Origin of the sequence: Enterobacter sp. HK-058-C-ECC (assembly GCF_047531125.1) — a bacterium.
GTDB lineage: Bacteria > Pseudomonadota > Gammaproteobacteria > Enterobacterales > Enterobacteriaceae > Enterobacter > Enterobacter quasiroggenkampii.
The window spans coordinates 41548-58117 of sequence record NZ_JBLKCH010000017.1 but is presented as its reverse complement, the minus strand read 5'-3'; the positions used below and the strand labels follow the sequence as shown (position 1 = coordinate 58117).

The 16570-nt window shown below is 51.4% G+C and carries 21 protein-coding genes; 13 read left to right on the top strand and 8 right to left on the bottom strand.

Annotation, left to right across the window (positions count from 1 at the left end; translation table 11 throughout):
- Positions 1 to 524 precede the first annotated feature (524 nt).
- Together ACMWJS_RS21335 and ACMWJS_RS21330 are read left to right on the top strand one after the other, a co-directional pair.
- On the top strand, positions 525 to 1247 hold the full coding sequence (locus ACMWJS_RS21335) for an NYN domain-containing protein (protein WP_025760202.1): 723 nt from the start codon (positions 525 to 527) through the stop codon (positions 1245 to 1247).
- A gap of 19 nt (positions 1248 to 1266) precedes the next feature.
- Complete coding sequence (locus ACMWJS_RS21330) at positions 1267 to 1866, top strand: DUF2913 family protein (protein ID WP_414747535.1); 600 nt, start codon at positions 1267 to 1269, stop codon at positions 1864 to 1866.
- 309 nt (positions 1867 to 2175) lie between these two features.
- Here ACMWJS_RS21330 and ACMWJS_RS21325 read toward each other — a convergent pair whose 3' ends face one another.
- From ACMWJS_RS21325 to ACMWJS_RS21310, 4 genes are all read right to left on the bottom strand, one after another.
- A complete protein-coding gene (locus ACMWJS_RS21325; RefSeq protein WP_000143805.1) occupies positions 2176 to 2466 on the bottom strand; it encodes a type II toxin-antitoxin system RelE family toxin in 291 nt (96 codons plus the stop codon).
- Complete coding sequence (locus tag ACMWJS_RS21320; RefSeq protein ID WP_000104338.1) at positions 2456 to 2710, bottom strand: type II toxin-antitoxin system RelB/DinJ family antitoxin; 255 nt, start codon at positions 2708 to 2710, stop codon at positions 2456 to 2458. The genes ACMWJS_RS21325 and ACMWJS_RS21320 overlap by 11 nt, the downstream gene beginning before the upstream one ends.
- Before the next feature lie 156 nt (positions 2711 to 2866).
- Entirely contained in the window at positions 2867 to 3577 is a 711-nt protein-coding gene (locus tag ACMWJS_RS21315) for a tyrosine-type recombinase/integrase (RefSeq protein WP_086551381.1), read from the bottom strand.
- An 86-nt stretch (positions 3578 to 3663) separates the two neighbouring features.
- Positions 3664 to 4254, bottom strand: coding sequence for a hypothetical protein (locus ACMWJS_RS21310; protein WP_228704953.1), 591 nt, complete (start codon positions 4252 to 4254; stop codon positions 3664 to 3666).
- 571 nt (positions 4255 to 4825) lie between these two features.
- On the opposite strand from ACMWJS_RS21310, the gene ACMWJS_RS21305 reads away from it, so the two are divergent.
- The 4 genes from ACMWJS_RS21305 to ACMWJS_RS21290 all read left to right on the top strand — a co-directional run bounded on the left by ACMWJS_RS21305 (position 4826) and on the right by ACMWJS_RS21290 (position 8842).
- Entirely contained in the window at positions 4826 to 6655 is a 1830-nt protein-coding gene (locus ACMWJS_RS21305; RefSeq protein ID WP_320723667.1) for a hypothetical protein, read from the top strand.
- 249 nt (positions 6656 to 6904) lie between these two features.
- Positions 6905 to 7354 carry a hypothetical protein gene (locus ACMWJS_RS21300; RefSeq protein ID WP_032635063.1) on the top strand — a complete coding sequence of 150 codons (450 nt, stop codon included), beginning with the start codon at positions 6905 to 6907 and terminating at the stop codon, positions 7352 to 7354.
- Between the two features lie 135 nt (positions 7355 to 7489).
- On the top strand, positions 7490 to 8002 hold the full coding sequence (locus ACMWJS_RS21295) for a hypothetical protein (protein WP_264957205.1): 513 nt from the start codon (positions 7490 to 7492) through the stop codon (positions 8000 to 8002).
- Positions 8003 to 8209: 207 nt separating this feature from the next.
- Positions 8210 to 8842, top strand: coding sequence for a hypothetical protein (locus ACMWJS_RS21290; protein WP_320744741.1), 633 nt, complete (start codon positions 8210 to 8212; stop codon positions 8840 to 8842).
- Positions 8843 to 8896: 54 nt separating this feature from the next.
- Here the strand turns inward: ACMWJS_RS21290 and ACMWJS_RS21285 are convergent, their stop codons facing one another.
- From ACMWJS_RS21285 to ACMWJS_RS21270, 4 genes are all read right to left on the bottom strand, one after another.
- Positions 8897 to 9085, bottom strand: coding sequence for a hypothetical protein (locus ACMWJS_RS21285; RefSeq protein ID WP_032637347.1), 189 nt, complete (start codon positions 9083 to 9085; stop codon positions 8897 to 8899).
- A 53-nt stretch (positions 9086 to 9138) separates the two neighbouring features.
- Positions 9139 to 9432: a hypothetical protein gene (locus ACMWJS_RS21280; protein ID WP_025760326.1), complete on the bottom strand. Its 294-nt coding sequence runs from the start codon at positions 9430 to 9432 to the stop codon at positions 9139 to 9141.
- The gene (locus ACMWJS_RS21275; RefSeq protein WP_045265524.1) at positions 9433 to 10284 is read right to left on the bottom strand and encodes a ParA family protein; all 852 of its coding nucleotides are present in this window, start codon (positions 10282 to 10284) and stop codon (positions 9433 to 9435) included. It abuts the gene before it with no gap.
- Positions 10285 to 10473: 189 nt separating this feature from the next.
- Positions 10474 to 10674, bottom strand: coding sequence for a hypothetical protein (locus tag ACMWJS_RS21270; protein WP_032637350.1), 201 nt, complete (start codon positions 10672 to 10674; stop codon positions 10474 to 10476).
- A 498-nt stretch (positions 10675 to 11172) separates the two neighbouring features.
- Here ACMWJS_RS21270 and ACMWJS_RS21265 point away from each other — a divergent pair, with 498 nt between their 5' ends.
- From ACMWJS_RS21265 to ACMWJS_RS21235, 7 genes are all read left to right on the top strand, one after another.
- Positions 11173 to 11850: a DNA methylase gene (locus ACMWJS_RS21265; RefSeq protein ID WP_414747534.1), complete on the top strand. Its 678-nt coding sequence runs from the start codon at positions 11173 to 11175 to the stop codon at positions 11848 to 11850.
- Complete coding sequence (locus tag ACMWJS_RS21260; protein ID WP_041907514.1) at positions 11847 to 12071, top strand: hypothetical protein; 225 nt, start codon at positions 11847 to 11849, stop codon at positions 12069 to 12071. Before ACMWJS_RS21265 ends, ACMWJS_RS21260 begins: the two co-directional genes overlap by 4 nt.
- Positions 12072 to 12126: 55 nt before the next feature.
- Positions 12127 to 12543, top strand: coding sequence for a DUF1380 family protein (locus ACMWJS_RS21255; RefSeq protein ID WP_032635058.1), 417 nt, complete (start codon positions 12127 to 12129; stop codon positions 12541 to 12543).
- 401 nt (positions 12544 to 12944) lie between these two features.
- A complete protein-coding gene (locus tag ACMWJS_RS21250; protein WP_414747533.1) occupies positions 12945 to 13451 on the top strand; it encodes an antirestriction protein ArdA in 507 nt (168 codons plus the stop codon).
- Positions 13426 to 13800, top strand: coding sequence for a hypothetical protein (locus ACMWJS_RS21245; protein ID WP_414747532.1), 375 nt, complete (start codon positions 13426 to 13428; stop codon positions 13798 to 13800). Before ACMWJS_RS21250 ends, ACMWJS_RS21245 begins: the two co-directional genes overlap by 26 nt.
- 459 nt (positions 13801 to 14259) lie before the next feature.
- Complete coding sequence (locus ACMWJS_RS21240; RefSeq protein WP_325896852.1) at positions 14260 to 14490, top strand: DUF905 domain-containing protein; 231 nt, start codon at positions 14260 to 14262, stop codon at positions 14488 to 14490.
- A gap of 66 nt (positions 14491 to 14556) precedes the next feature.
- The gene (locus tag ACMWJS_RS21235; RefSeq protein WP_414747531.1) at positions 14557 to 16566 is read left to right on the top strand and encodes a ParB/RepB/Spo0J family partition protein; all 2010 of its coding nucleotides are present in this window, start codon (positions 14557 to 14559) and stop codon (positions 16564 to 16566) included.
- Positions 16567 to 16570: the final 4 nt, after the last annotated feature.

The following is a 16570-nucleotide window of genomic DNA, read 5'->3' as shown; positions in this document are numbered from 1 at the left end:
TTTAATGATGGATGTTGTAACTAGAATTTTGTGCTGCTGTGAGTAGTGTCGCTGGAAGTTCGGGAGTAACACGCCCGTAAGCGGCCCTGACGGCCCGCTAACGCGGAGATACGCCCCGACTGCGGCTACGCCTTGTCGTGACCACTCCGACGGCGCACAGATACTTCTACATCGCGATTAGCGGGTTAAGGCTTTGCAGGGAAGGGGGGGTTGATAGCGATCCTCTATAAATCAGCCGGCTGCGCCGGGCTACGGCGCCACTAACCAGAAGAGCCACATTCAGCTCCAGCTGGCGCCTTCATGCGCCGCTGGCGCATCCAGGAATGCCTGCGCGCTGCTCGGCATTCTCTATTCTGAATCCAACACCTGCTATAGGGGAGGACGATGACTCGTGACGTTGATGTACACCATGTGAGGATTAAACGAACAATATTCAGTAGAAATAATCAAACATACTGAATAATATATGGATTTTATAAATTGCTTAGTTTATCTCTTTGTACAATGCAAAAGGTTCGTAGCCCATGGAAAAGGAAAGTAAACAATTTGCCGTACTGATTGATGCGGATAATGCTCAGGCATCAGTCCTTGAGTCCATCCTTAATGAAATTTCCCTCATGGGAGATGCAACCGTCAAAAGGATTTACGGCGATTTTACCAACCCACAGAGCTCATGCTGGAAACATCTTCTTCAGAAAAATGCTATAAAACCGATACAGCAGTTCGCATATACAACTGGTAAAAATGCCACTGACAGTATGCTTATTATTGATGCAATGGATCTGTTGTATACTCAGGCATTTGATGGCTTTTGTCTCGTTTCCAGTGACAGTGACTTTACTGGTTTGGCCATTCGAATCAGAGAAGCAGGTCTTGAGGTTATCGGTTTTGGTGAAAAGAAAACACCTCAGGCATTCAGGAGCGCATGTAATAAATTTATTACCACTGAAGTTTATCGTGAAGAAAGAGATAGTGCAGCTCAACCTGAACAGGCCGGGATTCGAACAGAAGAAGAAAGTTACAGCATGCTGACTGAAATTATTGAAAGTTTTGCTGAACAAGAATGGGTTCATCTCGGACAACTCGGAGATATCATGAATAAACGAAATCCTGATTTTGATGCCAGGAATTATGGATATCGTAACTTGTCAGCGATGTTACAAAGCAAACAAGATACATTCGAATTGGTCAGAGGCAATAATATAGGCATGTCTCATAATCTGCCCTATGTGCGGCTGAAGTCTTAATCAGGCTGAGAGTATCTTTGTGACATTAACTATAAAATCGGGTCATCTGGCCTGGTGCGCCTTGGTGGCGCTTGCGCTGGCCAGACAGAACGGAGATGTGCTGTCACCGGCACAGGAAAATCTCTTTCTTACCCGCTGGCTGGCGACTGCGCTGAAGCAACGGCGTTTTTCGCGTGATGTTGCCCCCGATATCGAGTGGCTTCTGAAACAGGGACGCCAGCTGGGCGTCAGCGCGAAGCTGGCCAGAAAGCTGAATTATCTCTGGCGCTCCTGCACCGGCGAACTGTCTGAGCAAAACGACCTGTTCCGGCTGACGTATGCCCTGGAAACCGCGAAAGACATGAGCTGGAATTACCGCCTGTTGAGCGATCGGGAATGGTCAGGTCGGTATGCCGTTGCGCTGAACGCCGGCGTGAACGGCATTTATCTCTCGCGGACTAACCTCGACGCGGCATTTGACGACGATGGGCGACAGATAAATCCGCTGCTGACGCGCCTGACCGGTAATGTTGGGGGCGTGGTAAAGCTGTTTAACCGCTGTGGCTGGCAGGCAGAGTCAGCACAGGATACCTCCCTGCCACACCAGTTTATGTTGGTAGCCTGCCGGGATGCCGGATAGGTTATCCTGATTACATATGTAATACATTTGTAATCAATCATTAATCACCAAAGCCGCAACACAGGGTGACGGTATATTGGTTGTAATATACACGTGAGGCCACGATAATGTAGTTAAGGATGCAGCAGACTGGTTAATCCAGACATCCAGCTACCAGCGTTCGCTGGTCAGGCCTGGTCCGGTAAAGGCGCTTCTGAATACCAGATATATTTCTGGCGAAACCCACCTCAAGGTGGGTTTTGTTATGTATGAGCTTGATAGTTATTTTTTTGATATCTTGAATACAAATGCAATACGTTTGTATTTCTTTTATAAAAGACGCTTTCGGGCCGTTTCATAGGCTTTTTCGTCTTCCCGTTTACCTACTGCGACCACCCATATAACAATCTCGTCATCGATAACCTTGTAAATCAAACGAAAACCAGATGCTCTCAGCTTTATTTTAAAGCAGCCAGCCAGATCACCATGCAGTCGGGCTGATTCCACATAAGGGTTTTGCTGAAGCTTTTTTAGCTTCTTTTTGAATTGCTCACGGATCGTTTTTTCGAGCTTATTCCATTCCTTAAACGCCCTTTCGTCAAATTCAACATTAAAGGTCATCAACGTTAACCCTGATCCGTCTTGCCGGATTTTTCAGTCTTTCCCGAACCACTGCCAGAATATCAGCGTCTTCATCATCTTCGCTCACCATCACTGAGACTTCAGCAAAGGGGAGTTTTTCGTTCTCTGCAACATACCGCAGGAACAGACGAAGTGCGTCTGAAGGCGACAGATTCAGTTTTTCAAAGGCCTGATAGGCGTCTTTTTTCAGTTCGTCATCAACGCGGATTTGAATTGTGCTCATTGCTCGTACTCCGGTTATATCATGTACAGTTATTATACGTGCACTACAAGTGTAATTACAAGTGTGGTGCATTTTTTTCTAACCAGCAAGTAATGGCCACCACCCTTTTTTGACGGCAGAACACTAAATGAATGACTTATGTAATACATAAGTAGTCTATTTTCGTGTCAGAAGATGGCTGTAATCGCGGTGATCCAGCGAAAATGTGACACCCAGCTGTGGTGCAACGTCCAGTGCAAAAACCTTCAGATACACCTCCGTGCTTTCATAGCGTTCATGCCCCATATAGGCCTGGACGACTTTCGGCGGCACGTGGTTGAAAAACAGATGCATGGCAAAACTGTGCCGCAGCGTCTTTGGATTGATGGCCGGGAGTGCAAATTCAATCCCCTCCTCCCGGGCTCTGTCGATCGCCTGTTGCATCCACAGCCAGGCTGTTTTCCTGCTGACGGCAAACAAGGGGCGACGACGGCCGGTTCTGAACGTGGCCAGATAGCGGCGAAGCTGATCGACATATGCGGCATCGAGCAGCGGCACTATCCGGGCTATCTTCTCATCCGCTGACGGTCGTCCCCTTCCCCGCTGACGTTGTTTCAGTGTGCGTAACCGGATGCAGGGGCGTGGACCATCAAGTTGCAAATCCTCGGGTGTGATGGTCAGGGCTTCAGTAATACGTGCTCCGGTGTTCCACAGCGTGGCAAAGAGCATGCGCTGGCGCTCATCCGGCAGATAATGCAGTAATACGGCAACTTCGGGCGCCAGCAGATATTTAGGGAGATAGGGCTGCAGCAGCGCCATACCACGCAGCGCGATGGCTGTTTCATAGTTTGTCGCAGAGACAGTGCTGTCGCCCGCTGTCATCAGCATTCTTCCCTCCCCCCTTTTATTTGATGTAATACATTTAAAATACAAATGTAATTCTAATGAATTACATAAACACCCACTCAGACCAGTTAAATCGCACCCATGTTTTTCGCCTCAGCCATAAACGTCCCGTAATGGCTTTCTGGGACGACGACCGGGATTGTTCTGCGGTTGTACAGCTGCATCAGCAACAACGTGCGATGGCGGCCGTCCGATACGCCAGAGTGTGTGACTGAAACCTGCGGGTATTCAACAGTGCCTTTCGCGATGTAGGTTTTGATCCTGTGCCACCGTCGCGGGTCGATGCAGAATGCACCGTCACCAAGAACGCTGAGAAAGGCCAGTCCGTCGACCTCAACAATCTTCGTCGGCAGATGGCGAAGCGGCTGCGGCAGATAAAACTGCAGGTCCTCAAAAGCCGGGAACGTGAGGCCCGACTCGTCCCCGGGGATCGCCTCAAAGGACGTAAAGGGATACTTCGTCATATAGGTCTGCATAAAGGTGTCCAGGTCTGTCTCAATCCTGGAGAACCATTCTGGTTCAGGTAAAAACGCTTTATCCCGCTCCCGCATCTCTCTGATGCTGTCGCCGAACAGGTCTTCAAGGCTGATGTTAACCTCCATGCTGCACTCCTGTTGCTGAATAAAAACAAAACCACGGCCCGGCAGGAACAACAACATGGGTATCCCGGGGTGGGGAGGTATCATTTTTTGTGTAATTCATTTGTATTACACAGGTGCGCTGTGCAAATTCTGTCGGGTAATACCCCTGCCAGTTATAAATTATTCGCGTAGCGTAATCCCGGCTTTCGTACTTATTCTGACACCTCCGTAGCCCTTATGCCACGGGAATAATTCGCCGGAGCCGTTTCCGTAAGGTAACAAAATTCGAAATATGCGAGTTCTGGTACATGGCTTTTTTCGGCCTGGTATCTGTCGTGTCGGAGAAAAAATGCCCTGTTCTGCCGTGGAACCGGACAGGATGCGGGCCGGACGAGAAAAGTTGCCTGAGGCAGGCCGGTGAAACACTCTGCCTGTTTCGTTACATCGACGGGAATGAATGCGTTCAGGCGAAAAAAAACCGCCTTCAGAGGCGGTTTTTTAAAGGTATGGCCCTAACCAGTCCGGGACAAAACCACAGTCAAGCAGGAGAGAGCCGTTTTTTTCGGTACGATACGCTGCAGGTTCTGCAACGTATTCAAATGCGCTAATATACGGTAATTATAACACTACACAGAAAGGACGCAACAGCATGAGGATTGATGTTCGCCTGAGACGTAACGGCCTTTCCCCACGTCAGTTATTTTTCATTGAATGCTGGGGAAGTCTTGCGCATAAAGAAAGCACGGATACTGACAGGGTCGGATTCAATAACATCCTCAATGCGATTAATGAGCTCCTTTCACTGTTTCCGCAGGGTAATAAATTTAAAGGGCAGGATAAACGCAAAAGAGCAGCACAGGAGCTGCTTGAACTGCTGAAAGAAGATGTTGTTTTATCTGATGACCGTTTTGAAAGCATACCCAATCAGCTTAAAGATATGCTGGATATTAAAAACGCCTGGTCGGATAAAGAACGTAGCCCGGTGGAAAAACACCAGGGACTGATGGAGAGTTTATTCACTCAGTTAAAACTGACCCTGGAAGCGCATTATTTACCGGCAAGTCTGGAGCGCCTGGAGGCTGAAATCAGCAAGGGGGAATTCCCGTCTGACAGTGATTATGCCTGTATAACGTCGCTCTGTAATAACATCATGAGTTTTCTTCTTACCCTGGGAATGCCGCTGACGGAATGCTCATTACTGTATTCACGTATCCTGATGAATGACAGACAAACCTTTGACGTCCGTTTCAGGTCCTGGGCAGAAAAGGTGAATGTCAGATCGCAACAGTATATTGTCAGCATTACCATGGAAAATGAAAAATTCCATGACATGTTACAACAGACCGGAGAGCCTATCTTATTCAACGGATGCCGGTATTTTCATTTTACCAGCGATAAAGATGTGCCCTCTGTCAGAACAGAAATTGAGGTTCAGGCTGTCTCTGTTCTCGCGGCGAAAGTTAAGGCCGATTTTGTTCTCAAGGATTCTCTTGATGTCGTCGCATATATGCTTGGGCGTGGACAAATCAACACACGCAGCGCCTTTCAGGTCAGGGATGAAGCCGGGAATGAGACAATCATACCGGGATTCAGTAATGAGATCCTGACGAACAGCGACCGACTGACGATGAGCGAGTTTGGCCATTTTATGTCGGCTATCACAGGTCTGTTCACCAGGGCATCACCTGAATCTGCGAGAAAAGTCAGTTCTGCCTTCCATTTTTTGCGCAATGGTCTGATTAACAAGACAACACAGGAAAACCAGTTTACTTCATTCTGGTCAGCCCTGGAGGCGCTGACACTGGATGTTTCCTCCCGCCAGCTTGATCACGATGAGCATGTTGTTTTTACCACCCCACCCTGTATGGGACTCGACTATGTAGTGAAGCAGTTGATTTCATTGAGAGGTATAGCCAGACAATTGAGACTGGAGTTGCACCTTCATGATGGACGCCGGGTTATTCCAGGCGAGTCTGATTTAGATGATATCTACACTTACCTGAAGGACAGCGAATTCACCCGGCAGTTTGGGGATGCGTTAAGTGATTATCCCTATGCGTCGTACATGCTGAGGAAGTTTACGGGGCTTTGTGTCCAGCCACGTGAACTGGGGAAGAAGATTATCCGCCACGCAGAAAAAGTGGAGCGTCACATTTATCGACTTTATATTTTGCGAAATACGATTGTCCATAATGCAGAGTCAAATCCTTACATTCAGTTTTTGACCGTCAATCTTGAACACTATCTTCGTGGCACGATCAATGCCATGTTTTATACCGCATCAATGCTTCCTGTTATTCGCTCACCGGAAGAGGCTTTCCAGAGATACCTTCACATGTACGAAATTTTGGTAAATGAGCTGGAGCCTACATTTGGCATTCCCCCCGGAGAACACCGTAGCATTGAGTCATTGATAGGTCAGAACAAAATAACCCCTGCAGATTCAAAACTTAAGGCCTGGTTGAAATTACACAAGTAATACTCATGTAATACATGGTGGTTTTGATTTTGCTGCTATCTATCAATTTGTACGCCTGGTTTCAATGAGGGGTATACACTATGCTGTATACCCAGTGTGATGCGGACCTTCTTTGGGAGAAGGTAGTTGAATTCTCTGGTGGCGTTCGGTAGTACATATATTGCGTAGCATTACCAAAATATTTTTTGCAGGTAAATGAGTGAAGTAATAGAAAGCTGGACCTGTAATGTATAGGGTGTAAGGATGATTATGAATTGGTTTAACCGATTGATGCAACGTAGAAAAGATATCGAATCGTCATCACTGATGAACAAAACTAATGGGGAAATTATAACTGAATTAACCGGTGGACGATTTCTTGTCCATGGTAAACCTGTATATGAGCTTGCTCTTGAATATAAAAATGACATTGAAATAATGTTGTTGTGTTGTGAGTCTGAATTAGAAAAAATGAATGAAATCGGGCAGGTTGCTGCACCATTTTATTTTGAAAGAGTCGCCATTCTAGCCAGGAAAAATAAAAATTACAAACTCGAAGTTGATATTATTGAGCGCTACATTACAGAGTTGGAAGGGTTTTATAGATTAAATAACCTACCTGTAGGTAGCGGTGTTATGGCCGGGCCACGTTTTAGTTCTATTGTTTCTCGCCTTGAAAAATCCAGGAAATTATTAGAAAGAAATATAAAAAGTGAGTAAGTTTAATGGTTATTTTCTGGGCTCCGGGAGGCAATAATACCTTGGTCTTTAACATTGATTGGCAAAAAGTGCTGTCTGTACAATCCAACGGGGATTTATACTGACAGCCATAATCATCACAGAACGGGGTAGAAGATGGCGACTGAGTGGGTGGATGTGGCTGATAATGCAGTTAAAATTGGACTAGGATCGGTGCTCACAATACTAGGCGGGTATTTGACGCTAAAATTATCTCAACGGCATGAGTTAAGGAAAGAAGCTTTAATTCAGCGGCGTAAGGATTTTGATGTGAAAGCCGGGCGCTACATTGATTTCTTATCAAGCTCACGAATGATGATGCAGAAATATATGATATCTCCATTCAGACCTGATGGTGAAGATTATATTGAATATACAAGACTGCATGAAACGGTATCCCTCATGACCACTAATCATGTTATGAGACAACTAGCCTTTGATGCTTACTTAGCAGTATCTCAGGCTTGCTTAATGGGAACAGCCGATCGCGATGAAAAAGCTCCTGTTCGGGCGGCGGCAGAAAAAGCAGTGAGCCAGTTTCAGGCTAATGCGAATGATGAACTACGATGTGAAAAGGAGGTAATCGAGGGGATGAATAAAAAAAACACCTGGAAATTCTGGCGACGATAATCACAAATTTTGCACAGAATACCTGTTTTGTCTAATTATCCGCTGAAGACAGTGAAATACCGGTTAAATGTAGTTAAAAAGCATTACATGTGTAATATATTAGTATTGCATTTTGATTCTTGTATGAAATGCACAGTTACGCTGCTCTCAGCGCTCAGTTGCGGTATTCTGGATCGTATATGGGCGTTATTCAGACGGAGGTGGGTTATGGCAAGCTGGTTAGATAAAGCCAGAGATAACATGCTGCGATATTCTTCGGGTCAGGCTTGGCCGGCGGTAATGAAAGAGTGGTCGGTCACCGGAGGATTTATAGACTCGCACTCCATCAACAAAACCTGCGAGCTGTGTGACAACGAAGGACTGCGCTATCAGTTTCAGATAACCAACGTGCTCACACATTACTCACTCTGGGTGGGTTCTACCTGTATTAACAAGTTCGTCCCTGTTTTTGCCGGCGGCAGAGAGCTGCTCGGAGAAGAAAAAGAAGCCGAAGTACGTAAAATTATGGCGGCCGCCAGGGCAACCTCAAGGCAGGAACGCGCAAAATCGGTTCTGGCACAGCTAAAAATCAAAGCACCTGACAGGTTCAGCGATCCGAAATGGGTGGCTAATCTTGATGTCGGGTACTCCGCCAGTCAGCTAAAGATGATTGCGGTGCTTTGTAAAAGCCACCGGATCACCTTTAATTCCGGAGATTTTAAAATCAACACCCGCAAGGCTAACGTTGTTGATCAAATACGGCTTCTGGAACCCTGGCAGTATTTCAATATGAGGGACGCTATCCCTAAAAGCCGGCATAAGCAGTTTGATGCGTGGTTTGCTGCGAAAAGAATACAATAAGAAATTAATGTAGTTCTTATGCAATACATAAGAACTACATTTTAACCGCCGTAATCAGCGAGGACTGAAACCGGCGTCAGTGAGTGATTTCTGCAGTGACTGGATGGCATCTTTCATCACCCAGGTTTCATCATCGTCGACGGCACAGGCCCGCATTTCTGACCAGGTTAAGCGCTTAACAAATTGTGCCAGCGCCATTGCCTGGCTGTCAGTTAACTCAGTGGTCACGGTAACAGTGGGCATTACTTGCACTCCTTTTTGTAAGTCAGAAAGATTACTTATGTAATTCTTATGTATTACAAATATTCCTTAATCATCTCCAGCATTTTTTCCGGTCCGGCTTCCCGGGCCAGGTACAGAGCTGCACGCAGCACGGTTGAGTCGGTGATAGTTTTTGTCGTGAGATCCTGAATTTCATCAACCAGTTCGCTGCACATCACTTTTTCCGCTGGTGTCATACGGATGGTTTTGGGGTTTTCGCTGGTCGTTCTGTTGCGGTTGACCTTAACGTTAGAAAGGCGGGTTTTCGCCTCTCCCTGTGTGGTTTCAGGTTTGACCATTGCGGGACGCGCGAGAGGGCCTTTAGCCATTTATGCAGCCTCGTTTGATAAGAGAGTTTCAAGTTCACGCATCAGCGCACGGTAATCGTTCAGGGCGAGGGACCCTTTGTTGTAATACCAGAGCGGGACGCAGGCAACCTGTGCCTGGGAGATGTTCTCATCAGCCCGGATACGGGTTTCCAGGTAGTTATCACGGGTTCGCTCGTTGGAAGCCAGTTGCTCATGAAGATAGGTGTTCATCTTCTTCTTGGCACCATTGTACTCATTGCGGAATACGCTGAACCGGGTAAAGCGGGTTTCACGGATCTCATCGAGATAGTCCAGTACAACATCCAGCCCGGTCAGAGCAAAGCTGCCGCCATCAACGGGAATAAGTACATGGTCCGCGGTATAGGCAGCGTTCGTGGTGGACAGGTTCAGACCTGGAGAACAGTCGATGAGGATATAATCGAATTTATCCATCACCGACTGCAGATGGCGGGACAGTATTTTTTCCCGATGGTGCCGGGTCAGGCAGTTTTCCATGACGCGTTCAAACGACGGATCTGACGGAATGATATAAAGGTTATCGATCACCTCTTCACCACTGACGGCCGGGATAATTGCATCAAAAATACTGAAGCGCGGGTTGTTATATAAATCGCAGATGGTGTGGCCATACTGCGCGTAGTATTTTTTCCCGTTAGCCATCACCTCAGTCGAGTTGGCCTGCTGGTCTCCGTCGATAAGCAATACCCGACGCCCGGCATGTGCGAGGCTCATGGCGAGGTTGGTGATCGTGGAGGTTTTACCGGCACCACCCTTGTTATTCATGATGGCAATGATGCGGGCCACGGTGTTAACCAGCGGTGTCAGCTGAGATTGCACTGGAATTTCAGACATGAGAACTCCTCTCTCAATGAAATACAGGTGTATTACGTTTTAGCGACAATAGAGTATCGCCGTGTGTGATTACTATAGCATTACAAATGTAATACACAAGTATTTTTATTGAACTACGCAAGTATTCCATTTCATGCGTCAGATCCTTGACGACAGAGGGCTGCACGGGGTGTATCAGCAGCGCTGTTTTCAATGCCGGGAAATATCGCTGATGTTCTCTTCAGGCTGTGAGGCACGACCTGGTGCATTGAATGTGATGGTGATGATTTTTCTGGCCAGCCCCTCATCGGAAAGGGCATCATCCACACTGACATCACGAATCAGTGGGCTTTCCTCTTCTATATGTTGGGCAATATCCCGCAGCCACTCAGCCAGCATTTCTCTGTCCATCTTTCTCCGCTCCGGTTGTGTACATTCAGCATCAACATACCACACCAGGAAAAGTGAAGTCTGCGTGGATGGTTAAAAGATGACCATCCTTGTCAGGCGTGCTGTCATCCGTGCTGGTAGCGACCTGCGCGGAATACCCTCATTTTATACACAGAATTGCCCACCGAAATTGTGGACAGCGACGATGAAAATACGATGTCGCTGCGCTCCTCATTCATACCGCTCTGCTGTGAACGCCGTGCCGCTACTGTAGCCGGGCCGCTGTGCAGAAAAGGGAGGCTTCGCCACCATCCTCACCCGGTCGCAGTGATTTCAAAATGCATTTTACGCTGTCTTCCCGTCGTTCTCCGGCTCAATTTTCGCCGTCAAACCGTCCAGTCAGCGTCTGCTTTTATCTGCGCTGCGGCTTGCGGTGGTGCCCTTGTCTGCTCCGCTTTTCGCCCGGCTGTCGTATCGGCACGGCGTAACTGGCGCCGCATTTGAGAAAGGAGAATGATTATGTCCCGTCTGATTTTGGGTGACTGTGTGCAGGTAATGGCTGGCTTTCCTGAGAAGGCCGTCGATTTCATACTGACTGACCCGCCATACCTCGTTGGTTTTCGTGACCGTCAGGGCCGCACCATTGCCGGTGATAAAACGGATGAATGGCTGCAACCTGCCTGTCATGAGATGTACCGCGTGCTGAAAAAAGACGCGCTGATGGTGAGCTTCTACGGCTGGAACCGCGTCGATCGCTTTATGGCCGCCTGGAAACATGCCGGATTCAGCGTTGTTGGCCACCTGGTTTTTACCAAAACCTACACATCGAAGTCCGCCTATGTGGGCTACCGCCATGAATGTGCCTATCTGCTGGCAAAAGGCCGTCCGACCCTTCCGCAAAATCCGCTCCCGGACGTGCTGCACTGGAAGTACACCGGCAACAAACATCACCCAACGGAGAAGCCTGTATCGAGCCTTCAGCCGCTCATCGAGTCCTTCACGCGCCCTGATGCCATTGTGCTCGACCCCTTTGCTGGCAGTGGATCAACGTGCGTGGCAGCACTACTGGCAGGCCGTCGCTACATCGGTATCGAACTGCTGGAGCAGTACCACCGGACCGGGCAGCAGCGGCTGGCAGCGGTTCACCGTGCCATGCAGTACCCGGCCGCTAACGACGACCTGCCGGAGGCAGCATGACCAATTATCAGGGACATGAACAACTGCGTGACGACATGGCCGCGCTATCCAACGCCATGAGCGACCTGCGCCTGCATATCCGGGCGCTGGAAGTGAAGTATCACGACGGATGCCCCGCGCTGGTTGATGCGCTGGCCGCTGATTTCTTGCGCAATCTCAACGAGCAGTATCTGACCGTTTACATGCGCGTACTGGCGTTCAGCGACTGTTTTCACGACTGACTGCGACCGGGCGGTTTGCCGCCCGGCCTTCTTACCCGATTTTGAGGAACTTGATATGCACGGAACCCGTGAAGCGCTTTGTACCGAACTGGCGCGGATGTTTACCCATGATGAACCTCTGGCCCTGCTGGTCTGGACGGAGGAGGGGATTCATTCCGCGTGCCGGGAATTGCGCCCTACAGACGACGAGATTACGGCCCTGCTGGAAACGGTCGGCAACAGCGACATGAAGGTGTATCGCCGGGAAGGCGTCACGGATGCGTCGGTGTGCGATCTGCTGACCCGCCATCGTGAAGCGATTAATCGGCAGGTGATGGTCCCGGCGCAGGTGCTTTCGCGCCTGGTGCATGACGCAGAACGCGAGCTGGTTCACCAGGAGGGGCTGGCATGGGAGGCGGGCGGGCCGACACCCGCGCGTATCCGTCAGGGAATGGCGGACGTGGAGGTGCTGAAGGCGCTGCTGGCAGCGTGAGGCGATGCCGGAGGGATAGCCTCCGGCTTTTTCTTCTTCGGATGTCGCGCGGCCGCTCCGCTTTTCTGGCTCATCCTCCACGCTGTTCCGGCTTCGCGGTGAGTAACGTCCCGAGCGGTCTGCGGCTTACGCCGTGCCTCTACTCTAGCCCGAACGCTGCAAATGCAAGGGTTCACTGACGTCGATGCTTTCACCCGGTCGCCGTATGTTTAAATGCCTGTCGCGGTTCTTCCCGTCGTTATCTCGCTCAATATTCGCTCGCTAACCGTCCAGACCCTCTCCGTTCTTTACCGGCGCTGCGGCTTCATGCATCGCCCCTGCATTTTTCGCTCCCTGTCGGGCTGTCGTGTCGGCACGGCGTAAGCCGGAACTCAGACAACATCGACTATGGAGGATTTTTTATGCGCACTACGACCACCACACCTGCTGTTTATGTGGGTACGTATCACAAATACAACTGCGGCAGCATTTTTGGCAAATGGTTTGACCTGACGGAGTTTGACGGCAGGGAGGATTTTTACGAGGCCTGCCAAGCGCTGCACGCCGATGAATGGGATGCCGAGTTTATGTTCCAGGACTGGGAAGGTATTCCGTCGCAGTTCGTCTCTGAAAGCTCCATCGACTGGGATTTTATCGCCGCGTACAAACAGGCTGAAGAAGAGGACAGGGAGGCCGCGTTTATCGCCTGGGCGGAGTATACCGGCGAGTGTGACTATGACGCGTTTGACGATGCGTATCGCGGCGAGGCGGAGAGCGAGGAGGACTATGCGCGTGAAATGGCTGAAGACAACGGCCTGCTGAATGAGGTGCCGGAGCCGCTGCGCAGCTATTTCGATTTTGAAGCCTGGGCGCGTGACCTGTTCAGCAACGGTTATGTATTCCATGACGGCTACGTCTTCAGCAACTGATTTTCCCCGGCAGGCGGTTCAGCCGCCTGTCAGCCCGCGCGCAAAACCCTGGCAGGCTCTGCCTGCCGGCGAAGTTCGCTGCGCCTGCGGCGCCGCGCATCTCCGCGAGTGTCTGATGTACCTGTGGTGTCAGGGTATGAATACCGGTGTGCTGCAGCGGGTCGGCGTTATTTCTGTTCTGGCGATAATGCCTGCGTTGCCGTTGCCGTTGCCGTTGCCGTTGGCAATAGTGGCCATACCGGTGGCGTACTGGCTGATATCGCTGTCCTGTCGGCTTTTCTTCCCGGGCGATATGACTGTGGGCGACTTCCCTGGCGGGAACCGGCGCTGTCGTAAACGGAGCCGGTAAACCGTCTCCGCCCTGTCGGGCTTCCATCGCACTGTCGCAGGTTCAACATCACGCTTGCGGCATCCGTTTACGGATGCGCCGCTCTCACCAGCCCGGCGGTCATGCTGCCGGGCCTCTTCGGGGCAACGCCGTTTCGCGCCCGCGCGTTCCGTCGTTGCGGCGGGTTCCTGCTCATTCCCTGCCTGGTTATTTCCCCCTTTTGAGTCCTTTCGCCGGGGCTGAGACAAGCACAGCCGCTGTCAGCTGTCCAGGGTAAATGGCACGCGGTAAACCGCGCCCCGGACATCCGCCATCGCCCGCGCTGGTTTACGCCCCTGCGGCGAACGGCTCTCAAACGGGTGAAGGTAACAACCAGCGGGGGCGTTCAGCAGGTCCCCGCAAAACGTCAAAACCGCGGCCCCGGCAACTCAACGGGTGATGGTTTTTTAAAAGCAAAACAGGTTCAGAAGGAGGAGCAACATGAGCGAGGCGCTGGCGGTTTTACCCGACAACACCTTTACCCGTGAACAGGCTGAGGCCGTTGCGGCGCAGTACACCAACGTGGCGATAGAGGACGATCAGGGTTCGCATTTTCGTCTGGTCGTTCGTCAGGACGGCGAGATGGTCTGGCGCACGTGGAACTTCGAGCCGGGCGGCACGTACTGGCTCAACCGTTATATCGCGGACTACGGCATCCGTAAGCCGCAGTAAGAAGGTGCCCTGCCGGAGCAGCCACTCCGCAGGGCCGGACAATCATCAATCAGTGAGGTATTAACTATGTCAGTAACCGATGTTAAAGCAAAAGCCCCCAAAAAAGCGAGCAGCAAAAAAATCACGAAGGCGCAGGAAGAAGCCCTGAAGGCCGCCCTTGAGGCCGCTGTCATCGAGTATGTTCCGCTGTCCAGTCTCACTAAATCCCCGCTGAACGTGCGCACCATCCCGTATTCCGTGGACAGCGTTCGCGGTCTTGCCGACTCCATCGAGGCGCTCGGACTGCTGCAGAACCTGATTGTTCACACCCTTGCGGACGGGCAATCCGGGGTGGCCGCAGGTGGCCGCCGACTGACTGCCCTGAATCTGCTGGCGCAGGAAGACCGTCTTGCGGCCGATCATACCGTCATGGTGAAACGCGTCTCAGACGACATTGCTGCCCTTGCCTCCATCGCTGAGAACGAGCAGCGCGCCGCCATGCATCCCGCCGAGCAGATCGCAGGTTTCCGTACGCTGGCAGAGCAGGGCAAAACCCCCGCGCAGATTGGCGATGCGCTCGGCTTCGGCTCCCGCCACGTGCAGCGCATGCTGAAGCTGGCAAACCTCGCCCCGTCCCTGATGGATAAGCTCGCACAGGACGAACTGACCGTTGAGCAGTGTCAGGCGCTCTGTCTCGAGGACGATCCTGCCCGTCAGGTTGAGGTATTTGAAAGCGTGAAGGTCAGCTGGTCGAACGCGCCCGCACACCTGATTAAACGCGCCATTACCGAAACCGAGATGCGCACCGACAACACCAAATTCCGGTTTATCGGGCGCGAAGCGTATGAGGCGGCAGGGGGTTACGTTCGTGAAGATCTGTTCAGCCAGGACGAGGGCGACGGCACGGCAGACAGCGTGCTGGTTGAGCGTCTGGTGCAGGAGAAGCTGGAGCGTATCGCGCAGGACATTCAGCAGCGTGAGGGCTGGGCATGGAGTCGCGGACGCGCAGCCCGCATCTGGTACCACGGCGAAGACGGTCAGGAGTTCGTTCAGCCTGCTGAACCCGATCCGGTGTACACCCCTGAACAACAGCAGCGTCTTGATGCGCTGCGGGAGCAGTACGACACATATGACAGCGTTTGCGACGAGTCAGATGCGATCGAAGCGGACATCCTCGCCATTCAGGAGGCGGCAGAGGCCAGCGCGTGGACTGACGACATGAAGTCAGGCGCGGGAGTGATGGTCAGCCTGTACGAAGGGCAGGTGTACGTGCAGCGCGGTGTGCGCCTGAAAGCGGATATGCCGGAAGAAACCGTAACCAGCAGCGTAACGGTGCCATTCACCTCACGCCAGCCCGACGCCGCAGAGGGGATCAGCGTTCCGCTGCTCACGAAAATGACCTCCGAGCGTACGCTGGCAGCCCAGGCGGCGCTGATGCAGCAGCCCGAAAAGGCAGTGGCACTGATGGTCTGGCGCATGTGTACCTGCGTCTTTTCAGGCTGTCTGACCACGACGCACCCGTTCCGAATCAGCCTGACTGTTTCCCACAGCAGTCTGACGGAGAACGCCCCGTCCGGTAAGGATGGCGCAGCGTTTAACATCCTGATGACCGAACAGGCAAGGCTGAAAGCCCTGCTGCCGGAAGGGTGGGAGAAGGACTTCACCACCTTCTTTGCCCTTGACGGCGGGGTGTTGATGTCGCTGATGGCCTTCTGCACGGCCTGTTCCGTTGACGGGGTACAGACCCGCGATATGGGGCACACCTCGCGCAGTACCCTCGATACGGTCGAGGCGGCAATCGGCTTCCACCTGCGCGACTGGTGGCAGCCGACGAAGGACAACTACTTCGGCAGCCTGAAACATCCTCAGATTGTGGCCTCCCTTAAAGAGGCGGGGCTGACGGGCGCGGCGGGTGACGCGGAGAAGATGAAGAAGGGCGATGCAGCAGCGCATGCGGAGCACTTTATGCAGCACACCCGCTGGGTTCCGGCATGGCTGAAAGGACCAGAGCCAGCGGCTGAATCCGGTGCTGACGACGAGGTTTCCGATACCGATAGCACTGACAACGACACCACCAACACGGCACATGCCGCCTGATAAC

Excerpts from the sequence above, each read along its gene's own strand:
- ACMWJS_RS21335 (WP_025760202.1), top strand. The coding sequence starts at position 525 with ATGGAAAAGGAAAGTAAACAATTTGCCGTACTGATTGATGCGGATAAT.
- ACMWJS_RS21325 (WP_000143805.1), bottom strand. The coding sequence starts at position 2,466 with ATGACCTTTAATGTTGAATTTGACGAAAGGGCGTTTAAGGAATGGAAT.
- ACMWJS_RS21320 (WP_000104338.1), bottom strand. The coding sequence starts at position 2,710 with ATGAGCACAATTCAAATCCGCGTTGATGACGAACTGAAAAAAGACGCC.
- ACMWJS_RS21315 (WP_086551381.1), bottom strand. The coding sequence starts at position 3,577 with ATGCTGATGACAGCGGGCGACAGCACTGTCTCTGCGACAAACTATGAA.
- ACMWJS_RS21310 (WP_228704953.1), bottom strand. The coding sequence starts at position 4,254 with ATGTTGTTGTTCCTGCCGGGCCGTGGTTTTGTTTTTATTCAGCAACAG.
- ACMWJS_RS21305 (WP_320723667.1), top strand. The coding sequence starts at position 4,826 with ATGAGGATTGATGTTCGCCTGAGACGTAACGGCCTTTCCCCACGTCAG.
- ACMWJS_RS21300 (WP_032635063.1), top strand. The coding sequence starts at position 6,905 with ATGAATTGGTTTAACCGATTGATGCAACGTAGAAAAGATATCGAATCG.
- ACMWJS_RS21295 (WP_264957205.1), top strand. The coding sequence starts at position 7,490 with ATGGCGACTGAGTGGGTGGATGTGGCTGATAATGCAGTTAAAATTGGA.
- ACMWJS_RS21290 (WP_320744741.1), top strand. The coding sequence starts at position 8,210 with ATGGCAAGCTGGTTAGATAAAGCCAGAGATAACATGCTGCGATATTCT.
- ACMWJS_RS21285 (WP_032637347.1), bottom strand. The coding sequence starts at position 9,085 with ATGCCCACTGTTACCGTGACCACTGAGTTAACTGACAGCCAGGCAATG.
- ACMWJS_RS21280 (WP_025760326.1), bottom strand. The coding sequence starts at position 9,432 with ATGGCTAAAGGCCCTCTCGCGCGTCCCGCAATGGTCAAACCTGAAACC.
- ACMWJS_RS21275 (WP_045265524.1), bottom strand. The coding sequence starts at position 10,284 with ATGTCTGAAATTCCAGTGCAATCTCAGCTGACACCGCTGGTTAACACC.
- ACMWJS_RS21270 (WP_032637350.1), bottom strand. The coding sequence starts at position 10,674 with ATGGACAGAGAAATGCTGGCTGAGTGGCTGCGGGATATTGCCCAACAT.
- ACMWJS_RS21265 (WP_414747534.1), top strand. The coding sequence starts at position 11,173 with ATGTCCCGTCTGATTTTGGGTGACTGTGTGCAGGTAATGGCTGGCTTT.
- ACMWJS_RS21260 (WP_041907514.1), top strand. The coding sequence starts at position 11,847 with ATGACCAATTATCAGGGACATGAACAACTGCGTGACGACATGGCCGCG.
- ACMWJS_RS21255 (WP_032635058.1), top strand. The coding sequence starts at position 12,127 with ATGCACGGAACCCGTGAAGCGCTTTGTACCGAACTGGCGCGGATGTTT.
- ACMWJS_RS21250 (WP_414747533.1), top strand. The coding sequence starts at position 12,945 with ATGCGCACTACGACCACCACACCTGCTGTTTATGTGGGTACGTATCAC.
- ACMWJS_RS21245 (WP_414747532.1), top strand. The coding sequence starts at position 13,426 with ATGACGGCTACGTCTTCAGCAACTGATTTTCCCCGGCAGGCGGTTCAG.
- ACMWJS_RS21240 (WP_325896852.1), top strand. The coding sequence starts at position 14,260 with ATGAGCGAGGCGCTGGCGGTTTTACCCGACAACACCTTTACCCGTGAA.
- ACMWJS_RS21235 (WP_414747531.1), top strand. The coding sequence starts at position 14,557 with ATGTCAGTAACCGATGTTAAAGCAAAAGCCCCCAAAAAAGCGAGCAGC.